At 35.9% G+C, this 16727-nt stretch carries 10 protein-coding genes; all 10 read right to left on the bottom strand.

Annotation, left to right across the window (positions count from 1 at the left end):
* The 10 genes from IRZ80_RS13430 to IRZ80_RS13385 all read right to left on the bottom strand — a co-directional run bounded on the left by IRZ80_RS13430 (position 1) and on the right by IRZ80_RS13385 (position 16653).
* Positions 1 to 3012 (bottom strand): SusC/RagA family TonB-linked outer membrane protein, encoded by a 3012-nt coding sequence (locus IRZ80_RS13430; RefSeq protein WP_194642084.1) that lies wholly within the window; start codon positions 3010 to 3012, stop codon positions 1 to 3.
* Between the two features lie 164 nt (positions 3013 to 3176).
* Positions 3177 to 5105, bottom strand: coding sequence for a glucosamine-6-phosphate deaminase (gene nagB, locus IRZ80_RS13425; RefSeq protein WP_194642083.1), 1929 nt, complete (start codon positions 5103 to 5105; stop codon positions 3177 to 3179).
* A gap of 42 nt (positions 5106 to 5147) precedes the next feature.
* Entirely contained in the window at positions 5148 to 7325 is a 2178-nt protein-coding gene (locus IRZ80_RS13420; RefSeq protein ID WP_194642082.1) for an alpha-N-acetylglucosaminidase, read from the bottom strand.
* Positions 7326 to 7773: 448 nt separating this feature from the next.
* Complete coding sequence (locus IRZ80_RS13415; RefSeq protein WP_194642081.1) at positions 7774 to 8079, bottom strand: hypothetical protein; 306 nt, start codon at positions 8077 to 8079, stop codon at positions 7774 to 7776.
* Positions 8080 to 8390: 311 nt separating this feature from the next.
* A complete protein-coding gene (locus IRZ80_RS13410; RefSeq protein WP_194642080.1) occupies positions 8391 to 9218 on the bottom strand; it encodes a Two component regulator three Y domain protein in 828 nt (275 codons plus the stop codon).
* 636 nt (positions 9219 to 9854) lie between these two features.
* On the bottom strand, positions 9855 to 11117 hold the full coding sequence (locus tag IRZ80_RS13405) for a YeiH family protein (RefSeq protein WP_194642079.1): 1263 nt from the start codon (positions 11115 to 11117) through the stop codon (positions 9855 to 9857).
* A 31-nt stretch (positions 11118 to 11148) separates the two neighbouring features.
* Positions 11149 to 12231, bottom strand: a complete 1083-nt coding sequence (locus tag IRZ80_RS13400; protein ID WP_194642078.1) for a formylglycine-generating enzyme family protein — start codon at positions 12229 to 12231, stop codon at positions 11149 to 11151.
* A gap of 463 nt (positions 12232 to 12694) precedes the next feature.
* Positions 12695 to 13408: a thioredoxin domain-containing protein gene (locus IRZ80_RS13395; protein WP_194642077.1), complete on the bottom strand. Its 714-nt coding sequence runs from the start codon at positions 13406 to 13408 to the stop codon at positions 12695 to 12697.
* 11 nt (positions 13409 to 13419) lie between these two features.
* Entirely contained in the window at positions 13420 to 14490 is a 1071-nt protein-coding gene (locus IRZ80_RS13390; RefSeq protein WP_194642076.1) for a sterol desaturase family protein, read from the bottom strand.
* A 246-nt stretch (positions 14491 to 14736) separates the two neighbouring features.
* On the bottom strand, positions 14737 to 16653 hold the full coding sequence (locus IRZ80_RS13385; RefSeq protein WP_194642075.1) for an arylsulfatase: 1917 nt from the start codon (positions 16651 to 16653) through the stop codon (positions 14737 to 14739).
* Positions 16654 to 16727 lie beyond the last annotated feature (74 nt).

The raw sequence follows: 16727 nt of genomic DNA, 5'->3' as shown, positions 1-16727 counted from the left end.
TTAGAATATCACATTCAAACCAAACAAAAAGGTTCTGGTTTTTGGATAAAAGTTATTTGAATCTACACCCGGAGCTGTTCCTCCTTGTTCTACTTCAGGATCAATTCCAGAATACTTAGTAATAACAAACAGATTATTTACTGTTTCATACAAGCGGATTTTTTTGATGTATTTACCAACTTTACCAAAATCATATCCAAGAGTCATATTGTCTAATCGGATGTAACTGCCGTCTTCTATAAAACGAGTCGAATATTTATAAGCATTAAGGTCATTTGGTGATTCATCTGCAGCATCTACTAGAATGTTATTAGTCATTGCAGTACTTGGTCTGAATAAATCAGCACGAGTTGCGTTGAAAATTTTATTACCAAATACCCCACGGAAAAATATGTTCAAATCAAATCTTTTGTATGTGAAATTATTATCCCATCCCATCAAAAATTTAGGCTGTGCACTTCCTGCATAATGGTAATCTACACCAATCTGCGGGTTTGTTGTTAAAGTTCCGTCTTTGGCAACATACTGAGAAACACCCGCTGCATTTTTTCCTGCATATTGAAGCGTAAAGAACTGTCCAAGAGGTTTTCCTTCTTTGAAAATCTGCAAAGTACTTCCTGTTTGTCCGCCACCGTCTGGCTGTACTCTTCGTATTGAATCTCCTCCAATAAAATATGGATTTGTCAATTTAGTAATTTTATTTTTGTTGCGTGAATAATTCAAACTTGTTGTCCAGCTAAATTTTTCAGTTCTAATTGGAGTACTGCTCAAAGCAACCTCAACACCTTTGTTTGTCATATTACCGCCGTTTGCAACAATTGATCCTACTGGAACAAGTACTGGATTTACAGAATAATTATAAATCATATCCGTAGTTTTCTTGCTATACAAATCAACAGAACCTGACAATATACCTTTTAATACTGTAAAATCAACACCAATATTTGCAGTAGCTGTTTTTTCCCAATTCAAATCTGGATTAGCCGCCTGATTTGGTCCATAAGCACCAGATTGCTGTCCGTTATAATAGAATGTTCCTAAACTTCCTGAAATAAATTGAGCAGTATAAGCGTTGAATCCAGAAGAGTTTCCTGTTTCACCCCAGCTTCCGCGAAGTTTCAAATCAGTAAAAAACTTTTGATTCTGCATGAAATTTTCTTTTTCAATTCTCCATGCACCACCTACAGAAGGGAAATAACCCCATTGATTATTGATTCCAAATACTGATCCGCCGTCTCTTCTTATAGATCCTTGTAAAAGGTATTTATCTTTATAATTGTAATTCAAACGTGCAAATTCAGAAATCAAACGTTTTTTCTGATACGCTCTGCTATCTCCAAAATCAACTCTGTAACCAGAAACTGAAGCATAGTTACCTAAAGCAAGGTTGTTATAGCTAACATCATCTACAGGGAAATTTGTGTTTGTTGCCTGAAATCCGTCACCCAAAACATCTTCCTGCCATGAATACCCCACAACAGCTTTGATTTTGTGATTACCAAAAGTTTTATCCCAATTCAAGAAACTTTCAATAATAGTATTATTTGTTTGGTATGAATTTCTTAAAGCTGCTCCATTTACTCCAAAATTCACCAATGAACGTGTATACGGTGGATCTGGGTTATTGTAAAAATTGGCACTATTATATTTTGAATAATAGCTGTCATAAAACTCACCATGCAGTGAATTTAACTGCTGATAAGAAAGATTTAAGTTATAAGAAAATCCAAAAGGAAGTTTTACCTCAGTAGTGAAACTACCAACAAAATTATTTGCTTTCGTATCATCAACACCATGATTAATCATCGCAACAGGATTGAAATAACCTGTTTGAATGAAGTTTTCAAAATAAGTTCCGTCTGCATTTCTTACCGGTGAAACTGGAAGGTGGCTAATTGATTGTAAAAGTACCACGTTACGCTGAGGGACGTTATTGTAAACACTATTCGAATTGGTTACATTCAAACCAAATTTAACATGATCATCGAAAGCATTTTGTTCTATCGCTAAGTGTGCAATTGTTCTTGAAAAGTTATTCCCAATAAGAACTCCTTCTTTGTCCATATAGCTTACACTTGCAAAATAGTTACCATGCTCACCGCCGCCGCTTAATGAAAGGTTATGGCTCATTGAATTAGCATATCCAGGTCTAAGGATTTCTTTCTGCCAATCTGTATTTGCTCCTTTATCATTTTCAGGGGTAAAACTTAAATTATTTTTAGTCGTAAATGCTCTTAACTGATCTGCATTCATCATGTCAATCTGGTTTGAAACCTTTTCGAAACCAAAATAATTGCTGTAATTAACCTGAGTTTTATCTTTGCTTCCTCTTTTTGTTGTTACCATAATAACCCCATTGGCAGCACGATTACCATAAATAGCTGTTGCAGCCGCATCTTTCAATACATCAACAGTAACAATATCCTCTGGCGAAATAATTGAAATATCAACACCAGGAATACCATCTACAACATAAAAAGGTCCTTGAGAACTGTTTAATGTTGAAGCCCCGCGCAAAACCACTGAAGATGTTTTTGTAGGATCACCGCTAACCGAAACATTCAAACCTGCAACTTTACCCTGCAGTAATTGACCAACGTCTGCAATTACACCATTATTTAACTGATCAGCTTTTACAGAAGAAACAGCTGTCGTTAAATTTTTACGTGTTCCTTTTCCATACCCAACTACTACAACCTGTTCTAAATTAGTTGAAGTAGAAGTTAATCTAATTGTGTACTTTGATTTGGCTCCGTCTAATTTGACACGTTGTTCTACAAAACCAACAAAAGAAACAACCAAAACAGCATTTTTATCTGAAACAGATATTTTGAATGTCCCGTCAAAATCTGTCATAGCACTATTTGTGCCACCATTCTCAAGTACATTTGCTCCCGGAAGCGGCATACCCTTCTCGTCCAAAACCGAACCTGTAATTTCTGTTTTTTGTGCCCAGCTGTTAAATGACAAGGTCACAAAAAATGCGAATAATAAAATTTTAAGTTTTTCCATATTAGATTTAAATTAGTTATTTGGTTAATTGTTTGTCAAAATTAATATTAATGATTTATCAGAAGAATGGACAGATTATTCATAAATATGGATGTTTTTAATAAACCCAATGACAATAAGGGATGAGAAGCAAGTTTTTATTTTATTATATGCTTAAAACCTTACTAATATATCCATCTTACGAAGGCTTCCATTGCTGCATAATGTGCTAATCCAAGCTGATGGTATATTGCAGCCGTCTCTCTGTTGCGGTCTTCGGCACGCTGCCAAAATTCCCTGCTGTCTGAACCTTGAAAAACCACTCCGTCTTTTTGTGACTGATGTTTAAAAATGGCTTTTCTTTTTTCGAGCACCTGATCTGGTCCCATCGGAACCGCCATTTCAATTTCATCTATTCCCCATTCCTGCCATGCGCCTCTGTACAGCCAAACCCAGCAGTCTTTCATATATTCTTTTTCTTTTAGTCTTTTCACTGCTTCAAAAACTGCGTCCAAACATACTTTATGAGTTCCATGCGGATCTGCCAGATCTCCTGCAGCATAAATTTGATGAGGCTTTATTTTCTCAATCAAATCCATCGTTTTTTGAATATCTTCTTCTCCTAATGGTTTTTTCTCTATCGTTCCAGTTTCATAAAACGGAAGTTCCATAAAATGAATCTGATTATCCGGCAATCCTACAAAATGACAGGTGGCTTGTGCTTCTCCTTTTCGGATAAGGCCTTTTATGTTTCTGACTTCCGGAATATCGGTTTCGCTGTTTTTTTTATTCTGAATAAACTGAACTGATTTTTTGTAAATATCATCCGCCTCACTGCCCGCAATTCCAAATTTTACATTGTAATCACATACAAAATTGGCAAAACGCAGTGCTTCATCATCAGCTACTGCAATGTTTCCAGATGTCTGATAACCTATATGCACTTCGTGTCCTTGTTCATGCAGACGCTTAAAGGTGCCGCCCATACTTATAATATCATCATCCGGATGAGGACTAAAAATAAGAACTCTTTTCTGCGCTGGTTCTGCCCGCTCAGGACGCTTACTGTCATCTGCATTAGGTTTGCCTCCCGGCCACCCGGTAATGGTATTCTGAAGTTTATTGAAAATTCCAATATTAATATCATAAGCAGGACCTAAGTCTGCAAGCAGATCACTCATTCCGTTTTCAATATAATCAGCATCAGTCAGCATTAATATTGGTTTTTTCAAATGCTGCGCCAGCCCCAAAACCGCTTTTCGGATAAGAGTATCTGTCCAGACTACATTTTCAACCAGCCAAGGCGTATTAATACGTGTCAGTTTTGAAGCTGCAGATTTGTCTAAAACAAAAGTGGTATTATTATGCTCCTGCAGAAAAGTTGCCGGAATCTGATTAGTCACTGGTCCTTCAACAGAGTCTTTGATAATGTTTGATTTACCTTCACCCCAAGCCAGCAGTATAACTCTTTTGGCCTCCATAATCTTTTTTACACCTAGAGTAATTGCTGTTCTTGGTGTATTATCTAAACCCGAAAAGTCTTTGCTTGCTGCCACACGAGTAATATGATCTAAAGCAACTAAACGCGTTTTTGAATTTTGAAGCGAACCTGACTCATTGAATCCAATATGCCCGTTGCCCCCTATTCCCAAAACCTGCAGATCAATACCTCCCAAAGCTTCGATCTTACTTTCATAATTACTGCAGTAATCCCCAATTGCTTCCTTCGATAAAGTTCCGTCTGGAACATGCACATTTTCCGGAAGAATGTCTACCTGATCAAAAAGTAATTCATGCATAAACCGCACATAACTGTTTATTGAATCGGGTTCCATAGGGTAATATTCATCTAAATTGAATGATACTACATTTTTAAAACTCAAACCTTCTTCTTTATGAAGGCGCACCAGTTCCGCATATAAGCTTTTTGGACTGGATCCTGTAGCAAGTCCCAATATGCATAATTGATTTTGGGATTGCTTTTCTCTTATCAAATCAGCTATTTCTTTAGCCACCGATTTGGAACCTATTACCGAATTTTCATAAACTACAGTTCCAATATTTTCAAATCGTTTTTCAAAACTTGTCGCTTTGTCTATTTCACTTTTTAACATTGCTTTTATTTTTATTTATTGATAGATATTAATGATGACATACTAATGCATTTCTTTGTTTTCAGTCCACTTTACTTCCCATTGTTTTATGGCTTCTCTTTCTTTCGTTTCATCAAACGGAATGTTATTGGCTGATGATTTTCTTAAATCCTGTAAAAACATTTTCCATCTTGACCAATAAAAGGATGCATACATACCGCGCCACGATCTTGATGCATAATCATTCAGGTGTCCTTCTCCACCCCAAAGCGTTATTAATGTTTTTGCATTTTTTATATACAATTTGGATTCATCAGGAGTGTTTCCGTAATCAGAAGCCGATTTCACCCAATTATTTAAGCTGTTCAAAGGCTGTCCCAAAAGCATATTATCAATATCCAAAGCATACTTTTCGATTTTTTTAAACAATTCATCGCCTTTTTTTATGTCTTTTGACTGATAAGCTTTGACGCATTCCATCAGCTGTTCATCAATAATAAGTGAATAATAATGTCTGGATGCATCCAGCAGATCATAATTATAAAGGCTCTCTTTACTGAAGTTTTTAGCTTCTTTTTTCAGAATATCCAAAGCCTGTTTCAGCTTTTCCTTATCTCCTGGATTTCCTTTAAATTCTGTAATTTTTAATGTAGGTCTTTTAAAAAAAAGATAAGCTCCTGCCCAGTCATTCCACCAGCGCGTTTCCCAGTATTTAGTGCTGTAAACGGACTCTAACAGCAATTGCCAAGCCTGAAAAACAGGAGCAGAAGTTTTTTTGCCGTATCTGGCTTTTAGATACTGATGCATCCAGTCATTTACAGATTCTTTACCCTGTGACCAAGGAAGGTCATAAATGTATTCGTAAACTATTGAGTTATTGTTTAATCCTTCCGGCATTACTCCGTAGCCGGCAACATTGCCTTTATTTGGATTTTTCAATAAGCTTGTCAGCTCGTTTCTGTAGAAATTTAAATCCCCGTAAACTGGATTGGATCCCCCATAATTATGCACATATCCATAGGTCCATTGCTTTCCATAAAAAGCCTCTTGATTTTCCCATACTTTATATCGGTCATTTGCATAATCCTGAATCATTAAACGACCGTTTGGCACTTTGCTTAAGAAAGCCTTAGTAGCTTCTTTAGTCCAAAATTCTTTATTGTCCCCAAAAAGCCATCCCTGCATAACCCAGGTTGCTTTTGGAGCAGCTTCATTTATGGTTTCAAAAATGGTTTTTCCATAATCTGACAGTTCCTCGTTTTTATGCTCTTTTGAAACTGGCGGTGTTATTTCATTAAATGAATCGGCTAGATAGAAATCAGCCTCTCCATAAACTTTTGTGTAAATTTCTATAAAACGCTTACCAACTTCTTTAAACAAAGGATCTTTAGAATCCAATAAATAAGTACTTTCAAAACCTCCTCCTGACCAGGAATTTAATTCACTAATCTTTGAATTTGGGTGTTTTTCTGCGAATGCTTTAGGTACGTAGCCGCTAAAAGCAGGCACAACAGGATGCATTCCTAATGCCTTCATTCTTTGCAGTATCTGTTTTTGAACGCTTTCTTTTTTATTTATCCAGTCTTGTGGCAGCGGTCCTTCCAGACCATTGATATTTCCCATTCGCTGCCAAGGCAAAAATGCAGGTCCTGCAAAGTGCGCCTGTAACTGACTGTCTGTTAACCCATATTCTTTCCACAACAGCTGCCATACTGCTTCCTGCCCTTCCAATGCTGTAGGCAGATTAATACCATGAAAAGCCATCCAGTCTATTTCCTGTTCCCAGCGTTTCCAGTCCCACCATGGAGTAGTGTATCCAAAAGTACAGGCATTTAAATATTCCCTGTATTTAAAAGGTGTAGACTGTTTTTTTGAATATTTTGGCCAGCTCTTAGGCAAATCGATTCTGTTTCCCTCCCAGCTGACTAAAACTGCTCCAATATCTCTAAGAAAATTATAAGCAGCATAACAAATCACAACATTCGAAGAGGCAGTAATTCTAACTCGGTTTGCTGCTGTTGTTTCCACTTCAAACCAATCTGTTTCATTGGAGTCTTTTTTTTCAGCAATAATTAAGTCAAATTCATTTGCCCGTTTTCCAATAAGTCTTTCCAGTACTGCCGATGCGGTTTTGGTTTCCTTATCGTTTTTACAGTATCCGTTAGTTACAAATAAAAGAAAAACAAGAAAAGAAGCTGCGCTTTTCATAAATCTATTAATACTCAAGGTCATTTTTGTCATTTTACTGTAATTTTAGTTTCTTATATATTTATTTGTTTTGATAATTTTAAAAATACATCTCCATATAGATTTATAGAAACTTAAAACTATCGTTGAATTTGCTAAACTTTTCCAATGCCAAAAATCACATTAGCTTTAGTAACAATTTGTTATTAATACCCGCTTTTATGGCATTTTATTTAAGGATAAAATTATAAATTATTGATTTTTTAATAATGGACGTATCATTCAAAACTATAGACAGACTGCCCAAAATGAAACAGGAAATCAGCATAATCAATACTGCTTCTGGATTATGCTTCTGAAAAACAAAGAGTAGAATTACTTAGAGAAAACGGTTTCAGAATCTTTCTTAAAAAATAAGTGATACTGACAGTTGAACAAAACATACGGCAAAAAAAAAGACCGTTCAATCTGAACAGTCTCTTTATAATATCTAAAAAATAACTTAGGATTTAAACAATCCCTCTTTGTGGGCATTGTATAAAACCAAATCATAAGGAACTAATTTGGGCGCTACTTTTTCTGAAGCAGCATCGAATGTAATTTTGTTATGTTTTCTGAACAAATAAATCTCTTTCAGGCAATTTGATAAACTCTGATGTATAAAACTTGTAAAAATTGGCAGAGGCTTATCTCCTTTCAATAAATCTATCTGATAATTCGAACTGCTTTTTGACAGATTGTTTCCAATGATTCTTAAAGTAAATATTGATGGAACTCCGTTTTGCTCTCCTTGATACTGTACTATCATAATTCTATAATTAAAATGTGGATAAATTAAAATTAATCTTTTCAGCTTCTATTTCAGCTGAATTCTCAATAAAATTAGATAAAAAAAAGAAACTGATATAATATTGAGCTGTAAATTATCAAATTTATAACATTAAGCTATTATTAAAACAACTTCACTTTTCATTTAAGGAGTAAAATTTAAACTTAATTGAAATTACCTCAGCTGTAAAAAACGAAAAACCCTGTAATGTATGAAGTTACAGGGTAAATCTAACTAAGTGTAATTAAAACAAACAATCTTCTTAATCTCTTTACTCTTACGGGATGATTTTATCCTTTTATAGGTAAAGAAATTACATTTCCTATTTCGTTTCTCATGGTCATATTTAATTTATCTAACAGCGATAATTTATTGGATACCTGACCTGAAAACAGATTATAGGATATATTTAATTTTTTTAAACGAGTTAATTTTTCTAATTCTGCAGGCACCTGCCCTTTAAAGTCATTATCAAAAAGATTCAGATTTTCTAACAATACCAGATTCCCAATCGAAGGACTTAATTTTCCAGTGAATCTATTAGTATATAAAGAAAGTGTTCGCAAAGATTTTAACTCGTAAAAAGAAACCGGCAGCGAACCTTGGAAAGAGTTCTCATATAAAGATAAACTCTCAAGCGCAGACAGTTTTCCTATCTGCTGTGGCAGCTCACCAGAAAAGATATTACGGTCAAGCATTAATACTTTTAAATTTGGAAGCGTACAGATAGAAACAGGGATAAAACCAGTCATCTTATTAAAAGAAAGATCTAATACCTCTAAAGCTTTCATGTTACCAATGTTGAGCGGTATTTCGCCATTCAATAAATTGGTGCCTAAATTTAATTCCTGTAAATTCAGTAAAGTAGTAATTTCTACGGGTATACGCCCTGTTAAATTATTGTTTTTCAAATTTATCGAAACCACTTTATCATCAACGACTTTTACTCCATACCATTTATCAATCGGTAAAGAAAGATCCCATTTATTAATCCATTTAGCTCCATTGGTAGCTTGGTTTAATTTTATAAGGACTTCTTTTTCTGCTTTTGAAAAATTTGCAAAAGAAGAGAATGAAAAGAATACAGTAAAAATTAGCAGCGTAATTTTATTACTCATTTACTCGGTTTAAAAATTAGTTGCTCCAAAAATAATTAAAAACTTCGCCAACAAACAAAAAAAATCGACTAATTAACACAAAAAAAATGTTAACAGTAATAAATCCTACAAAAAAAAGTGCAGTATTTTCAAAAAATGAATTACTGCACTTACAAAAAAAAAAATCAAGTAAAATTAACTAACCAAACTAACCAAGTTCAGATTTTAAGCGGGAAGTTTTCACTTCCTGTCTTGGAAATTTTAATCTCCAAAAATATTTTTTACCAGCCTTAATCTCATCAAAAGACAAGACGAACAGACTTTTTTGTGTTTAACTTTTATGCTTTATTATTTTTTATATGACTATCCGTGACTAATACCAAATCGATAAAATTGGCCACAGATTACACAGATTCTCACAGATTTCTAAAAAAATGCATGCAAAATCTGTGAGAATCTGTGTAATCAGCGGCAAAAAAAAGATTTAGTATGCTTTGCGGATAGTCATATTTTTTTAACTTCCAAAGTGTTTCTATGGATACATCCACATCCTGGGTTGTGTCATAAAACACTAATTACTGACGGACAGCAGTTTTTATACCCAATTCTTCTAAAGATTGGCCGTGCACAATGATATCCTATTCTAAAAAAAAATCCTTATTTGCCAAACAATAATAAGGCAATCAGAAGCGTGATTATAATATTGAACAGCTGAGCTGTCAAAAAAGCGTACAATGGCTTTTTGCTATTATTAGTAAACAAATCTTTGAAATTAGTTTCCAATCCAATACTGGTAAAAGCCAGCGCAAACCAAAGCCCCTGGAGATTCTTCAGACTGTCTTTAACCGTATCTCTTGTTTCGGGGGAAATCAGAAAAGAAAAAACCAAAGAAGCGACAATAAACCCAATCACAAACTTTGGAAAACGTTCCCAGATAACTCCTAAAGTTGGTTTCGCCGTAACAGCATCCGATGATTTATTCTGGGCATACGACCAATAAACGGATATCGCAAAAGCTGCTAATCCCAGTAATACATTCTGCGAAAATTTAACAATTGTGCTAATCTTCAAAGCAGTTTCTCCAACTAATGTTCCCGAAGCAACAACAGCTCCCGAAGTATCGATACTGCCACCGAGCCAGGCTCCTGTAACTTCTTCTGCAAAATTGAAGTGCTTGGCAACCATTGGCATAAAAATCATCATTGGAATGGCCGTTACCAATACCATTGAAATGACATAAGACAGTTTCTTCGAATCGCCTTTGATGGCTCCGGATGTTGCAATCGCAGCCGAAACACCGCAGATGGAAACAGCACTGGAAATCATTAAGGCTAATTCCTCATCAACTTTAAGCTTCTTACACACCCAAAAAGCAAAATACCAAACGGACAAAACTACCACTAAAGCTTGAATCAGCCCTAGAGAACCTGCCTTTAGTATATCCGAAAATATGACACCGGTTCCTAACAATACCAAACCGATTTTTACAAAAATTTCGGTTGAAAGTGCGGTGCGGAACCATTCTGGAAGCTTGAAAAAATTACCTATAGACAATCCTATAATCAGGCTGAAAATAACTGCCTCTAAATTGAGCCCCTTGATTACAGTATTACCCGCTATAATCAAGGCCGCTACTGTCAATACAAACACTATTGGAAAACCCAATAAAAATTTCTTAACCGATTTCCCAACCAAAAAAACGCCTAGTATACCAATCCCTAAAAGGTAAATAAATTGCAGAAAAAGTTCTTTTATATTCGTACCGCTGCATACATTATTCTGCAGATCGGCCCCGTTTGACCACTTGAATACAGGAACCGAAGGCAGGTAAATAAAAAGAGAAATTCCAATTATCAAAAAACCTAAAAGCACTGCTGCCCAATCTTCATGAATAGTAAATTGTTTTGTTTTTAATGTCATATCAAATTATTGTTTTCAGCTTTCGTTTTTATTATTTATCCTTCACACAGCGGAAACCTAAGTGATTGCAGGCACTTGTAGTCTCTCCTTTACCGCGGCTTCCCGCCACATAACGAATACAGTATTGATCGCTGCATAAATAAGAACCGCCTCTTTGAACATGTTTTTCTACACCCGGTTCTTCTGGGTCATAACTGGCCGAAGGCCCGGTGGGATTATCAACTGCACTGCTTTTATAATAATCGTCTCGGTATAAATCACTGCACCATTCCCATACATTTCCTTCCAGATCATAAATCCCATATGGATTTTTAGGAAACGATTTTACCGGAGCTGCTCCTGTAAAACCATCTTCGGCTGTGTTATTATCCGGAAAAGATCCCTGAAAAATATTCGCTGCCCATTTTCCGTCTGGCTTGAGTTCCGTACCCCAGTAATATTTTGCAGAAGGTCTTCCGGCTCTTGCTGCAAACTCCCATTCGGCTTCGGTTGGAAGCCTTTTTCCTGCCCATTCGGCATAAGCCTTAGCATCTAAATAACTAACCTGCACTACAGGATAATTTTCCAGCCCAGCAATACTGCTTTCTGGCCCAGCAGGATGCTGCCAGCTGGCACCCGGAACGTACTGCCACCATTGCTGTATATTATCCAAAGCCACCTTTCCTACTGGAGGCACAAATACCGCCGAACCTGGCACTAAATTCTCGAGCGGAACACCTGGATAATCATTTGGATCCAATGGTCTTTCGGCAATGGTTACATAATTAGTGGCCTTCACAAAAGCAGCAAACTGCGCATTAGTTACTTCATGCTCATCAATCCAACAGCCTTTAACACTTACTTTGTGAATAGGTTTTGCATCGGGATAATCATTGGTTCCCATGCTGAATTCGCCTCCATCAACCCAGACCATTCCTCCGGTCGAAGCTGCTGTATGCTCTTCTGAAGTTTTATTAATGGATTGCAGCAATAATGCTTTTTTGGATGTATTTACCTTACACATAGCCTTACAATCAGCTGCTGAAACAACTGCTAACGCTTTATTTTCTTGTCCATAAGCTGAAAAACCTGCAAAACTAATTGCTGCAATTACACTATATATATTTTTATTCATGATAAGTAAGCTCAAAATAATGTGAAAAGTATTCTATTCCATTTTAATTAATCAAAAACAATACATAGGCAAGGAATACCAAGTACCAATAAACCTTGCCTTTCTCCAAAAGAGACGTATTGAGTTGCCATTTTTTTTTTGATATAAGTACAATTTAAATACTACTTATACCATAGAACAAATATATATTAAAAATAGGAACTTCCAAATTTTAAATTATTTTTTATGACTTTCCTTCAACTAATACCAAACAGATTAAATTAGCCACAGATTTTTAAAAAAAACAGTAATGAAATCTGTGAGAATCTGTGTAATCAGTGGCGAAAAAAATACATGGTATTATTTGCGGACAGTCATATTATTTATTGTATAAAATTAAAACATAAATTTATAAAAAACTAAAAAACAAGTTTTTAACTACATAACAATTCATAAATTTATTCTGAATGTTATACTATATTTTTTAATGAGCCAAAGCTGCATCAACATCTTTTTTCAAGTCACCTAAGCCGTCTTTCTTAAAAACAATTTTTCCATTTTGATATAAAATCAATGTTGGAAAAATCTTTACTGTTTTCAAATCTGCGATAACCTTCGGGTTGTCTTCCAGATCAATTTCAACAATTTTCAAATTAGTCCCATTTTCTGCCCTGATAGCTTCCAAAACTGGTTTTACTTTTTTGCAGGCGCCACAATATCTTGAACCAATATCTACTAAAACAGCCTTGTTTTCAGCAATAATTTTTTTGTACTCTGTCAATGTCAATTTACTTTTTGAATTAGTATAAAAAGGTTTTCCAGATCCAATCCATGCGGCGATTCCGCCTTCAAGATCATGCACTTCCAAAAAACCATTTTTTAATAATTCTTTTGCCAGCTGACCGCTTCTTCCTGCACCGATTGAATATATAAAAACAGGTTTTGTTTTATCTAACTGAGCCGCATATTTAGCATAATTTTCTGTTTGCAAATTAAAATTAACTGCACCGTCAATGTGATTAATAGCAAACTCTTCGGTACTTCGGGCATCAATTAACTGCGGTTTCTTCTGCTCCTTAATTTTCGCATAAAAAGCATCTATCTGCAATGTAAATGGATTTTGATTTTGAGCAAAACCGACAATTGCAAAAAGCAAAACCAAAGCTGTAACCCTCTTTTTGAATTTTTTATTTTCCATAACAATTTTCTTTATGGTTCAACTGGTTCGAAGTAATTTTGACTTGCTGGAACTGATTCCTTCTTCTTTTGGGAAATAGGCAAAGCACGGACTCCATCTGCAAGCGGGCTTCCTTCAATTTTAGATTTGAATATCGGCCAAAGGAACTGTGCATACCATTCTTCGCTTTTGTATGTTTTGGTTCCATAGGATTCTGGGAATTTACGAGTGATTAAACCCGTTCCGAAAATAACATCCCAAATGAAAAACATGTTTCCAAAATTTCCTTTAAAATGTCCCACTCCATCTCCACTAGTGTCTGCGTGATGTGCATGATGTGTAGCAGGAGTTGAAATCAAACGCTCCAAAACCCATGCAATAGGATGAAGTACTTTATATTTATAAAATGGTTTGTCCCATGCTATACTGGAATGCGCTCCCAAAGTGATAAAACTTTTCACCACCAAAACAAATAAAGCTGGCAGTCCCAATCCTAAATAGGTCAAAGTGGCCGTCAAGTAAATCTGGGAGAAAAATACCGTATAAATAAAGTTTTGTCTTGACGCCATTGCCATTCCCATGTACGGAGCCGAATGGTGTGTTCTATGAAAACGCCACAAAAACGGCACTTGATGATGTAAACGATGGTACCAGTACTGCGTTAAATCATCGGCAATTGCAATCAGGAAAAAGCCTCCCCAAAAAGGAACCCAAGAAAGCGTATTTGCTAAATTCGGAATTAAATACGGCAACACTGTTAAACTAAAAAATGCTGTTACTGGCGGCAAAAGCAACTTTGGCGCAAGAAAACTAATAATGTCTATTTTTCGTTCCCTTCCAGTCCATTGATCGTCGTATAAACCTGCTGTAAATTCAACCGCTCCCAAAACGAGCATAAAAACAATCAATCCCCAAGTTCTAATGTTTTCGAACGCTGGTTTTACAAATTCTAAAAATGATGGTAATGCAATATGTGATTCTGATGCAGCACCATTATTTAATTTGAAATAAAGGTAAATTGCTAATACCGGCAAAGTATAAATCAAAAGACTGATGCTTATGTCTTTTGTTAATTTTCTTTTTAAATTTTGATCTAATGCCATGATTTCTTTATTTTAAAATATAATTTACTAGTGACAAACCGCCAGCCAAAATAAGCAGCGGGACAAAAAAGACTATCAGTCCTACGATAATCTTCTTTCCTATTATTTGAAAATCTATTAGTTTCATTTTTTTTATTTTAATGATTTGTGCATAACAATTAATCCGAATCAAAAATGAAAATAAATCACTCCTTTCTTCAGATTAGACCTAACAGGTTTTAAAAACCTGTTAGGTCTCCAGTTTTATTAATTACTGCTGCCAGCCTGAGTTGCTTTATGAATCAGTTCCTGAAGATTTTGATTTTTGTCTCCTGAAGGATTGTGTATTTTTCTTCCTAACACATCCTGCCAGTCAATTAACGGATAAACGTTGTTCTCCTTCGCCTGCTCATCGAACAGTTTTTTAAGCTCTTCCAATTTTTCAGGATACTTTTTAGCCAAATTATTGCGCTCGTTAAAATCTTCATTCAGATTGTACAACTCCCAGACATCAGCATCAAAATTACTTTGTGCCGGTGCTTGATTTTTGCTCCCAGCATTTGGGGACGTAAAGGGATTTGCATGCGATGCAGCAGCTTTCCATCCGTCTTTGTAAATAGCTCTGTTCCCAAAGATGTAATAGTACTGCACTTTATGTAACGATTCTGCTTTTGGGTCATTCAAAGAAGCATATAAAGACGAACCCTGAATAATATCCTGTTTAATTTCCTTGATTTTTTCAGGAGCTTTTATTCCAGCAATTTCCAATGTCGTAGGAAGAATGTCTGTTACGTGGCTGTATTGGTTTCTGATGCCTCCTTTTTCTTTGATTCCTTTTGGATAATGAATAATCAAAGGATTACGGGTTCCTCCTTCTGACTGTGCATCTTGTTTCCAGTTTTTGAAAGGAGCATTGGTAGCCTGTGCCCAGCCTAACGGATAATTGGTGTTCAAACCTTTTGCAGTTCCAATCTCTCCAATTTTAGCCAAATTAGACTGAAGATTCTGCTCGTCTGTAACTCCCTGAGAAAAAAGACTCTGGCTAATTGTACCTACCTGACTGCCTTCTTTACTGGCTCCGTTATCGCCAATTGCAACAAAAATCAAAGTGTTATCCAATTGATTGCTCTCTTTCAGATAATTTACCACTCTGCCAATTTCATGGTCGGTATAAGTAAGATAACCAGCATATACTTCCATAAATCTGGCATACACTTTCTTTTGGTCTGGAGATAGTTTTTTCCATTCTGAAATAATAGCATTACGTTCCGGCAATACAGCATTGGCAGGGATTACGCCCAATTTTTTTTGGTTTGCCAATACTTTTTCGCGGTAAACATCCCAGCCTTCATCGAATTTTCCTTTGTAGGCATCACTCCAAGAAGCTTCCACTTGATGCGGTGCATGAGCTGCTCCCGGTGCATAGTATAAAAAGAATGGCTTTCCAGGCGCCGCTTTTTGCTGTGTTTTGATATAACTGATAGCTTTATCTGTAATGAGTTCATTCAAATGACGACCATCTGGTTTTACGTGTGCCTGATCTTCTACTAAATCAGGATTGTACTGATCGGTCTGTGATCCTAAGAATCCAAAAAAGTGATCGAATCCTTTTCCTGTAGGCCATCTGTCAAATGGTCCTGCATCGGTGGCATCTTCATCTGGTGTCACGCCATATTTACCTACTGCAAAAGTATTGTATCCGTTTTCACGTAAAATCTCTGCAATTGTTCCTTTGTCTGATGGAATTCTTCCGTCCCAGCCTGGAAAACCAGCTGATAAGATAGTATGCGAAAAACCGCTAACGTGTACTCTTCCTGAATTTCTTCCTGTTAAAAGTGCCGCGCGTGTCGGTGCGCAGATAGCAGTCGTATGGAAATTGGTATAACGAAGTCCGTTATTTGCCAAAGCATCAAATGTCGGAGTCTGTATCAAACCTCCAAATGCACTGGAAGCTCCAAATCCCACATCATCGAGCAGAATCCAAACCACGTTTGGTGCTCCGGCTGGTGCTTTTACCGGCTCCGGCCAATATTCTTTGGACTCGGCCAATGTTTTACCAATAATGCCTTTATAATCTGCATCTGGCTTATTTTGGGAAATACCCAGCTGGGCAACTAGTAAAGCTGTAAGCAGCAATCCTTTTTGAGGAGACTTCAGCTTTGCATTGAATTTAAAATTTTTCATGTTTTATTATTTTATAGTTTATTAATAAGACCTTTTCCATGGTCTTGTTTTTTTAATAATTATTATTTTAATTC

Source organism: Flavobacterium sp. HJJ, from assembly GCF_015351475.1.
In the GTDB taxonomy this organism is placed as follows: Bacteria; Bacteroidota; Bacteroidia; order Flavobacteriales; family Flavobacteriaceae; genus Flavobacterium; species Flavobacterium marginilacus.
This window is presented reverse-complemented; position numbering and strand designations above follow the sequence as displayed.

What these genes read in the sequence shown, in the direction of transcription:
- IRZ80_RS13415 (WP_194642081.1), bottom strand. Translation starts at nt 8,079, where the DNA reads ATGATAGTACAGTATCAAGGAGAGCAAAACGGAGTTCCATCAATATTT.
- IRZ80_RS13420 (WP_194642082.1), bottom strand. Translation starts at nt 7,325, where the DNA reads ATGACAAAAATGACCTTGAGTATTAATAGATTTATGAAAAGCGCAGCT.
- IRZ80_RS13385 (WP_194642075.1), bottom strand. Translation starts at nt 16,653, where the DNA reads ATGAAAAATTTTAAATTCAATGCAAAGCTGAAGTCTCCTCAAAAAGGA.
- IRZ80_RS13400 (WP_194642078.1), bottom strand. Translation starts at nt 12,231, where the DNA reads ATGAATAAAAATATATATAGTGTAATTGCAGCAATTAGTTTTGCAGGT.
- IRZ80_RS13405 (WP_194642079.1), bottom strand. Translation starts at nt 11,117, where the DNA reads ATGACATTAAAAACAAAACAATTTACTATTCATGAAGATTGGGCAGCA.
- IRZ80_RS13390 (WP_194642076.1), bottom strand. Translation starts at nt 14,490, where the DNA reads ATGGCATTAGATCAAAATTTAAAAAGAAAATTAACAAAAGACATAAGC.
- IRZ80_RS13410 (WP_194642080.1), bottom strand. Translation starts at nt 9,218, where the DNA reads ATGAGTAATAAAATTACGCTGCTAATTTTTACTGTATTCTTTTCATTC.
- nagB (WP_194642083.1), bottom strand. Translation starts at nt 5,105, where the DNA reads ATGTTAAAAAGTGAAATAGACAAAGCGACAAGTTTTGAAAAACGATTT.
- IRZ80_RS13430 (WP_194642084.1), bottom strand. Translation starts at nt 3,012, where the DNA reads ATGGAAAAACTTAAAATTTTATTATTCGCATTTTTTGTGACCTTGTCA.
- IRZ80_RS13395 (WP_194642077.1), bottom strand. Translation starts at nt 13,408, where the DNA reads ATGGAAAATAAAAAATTCAAAAAGAGGGTTACAGCTTTGGTTTTGCTT.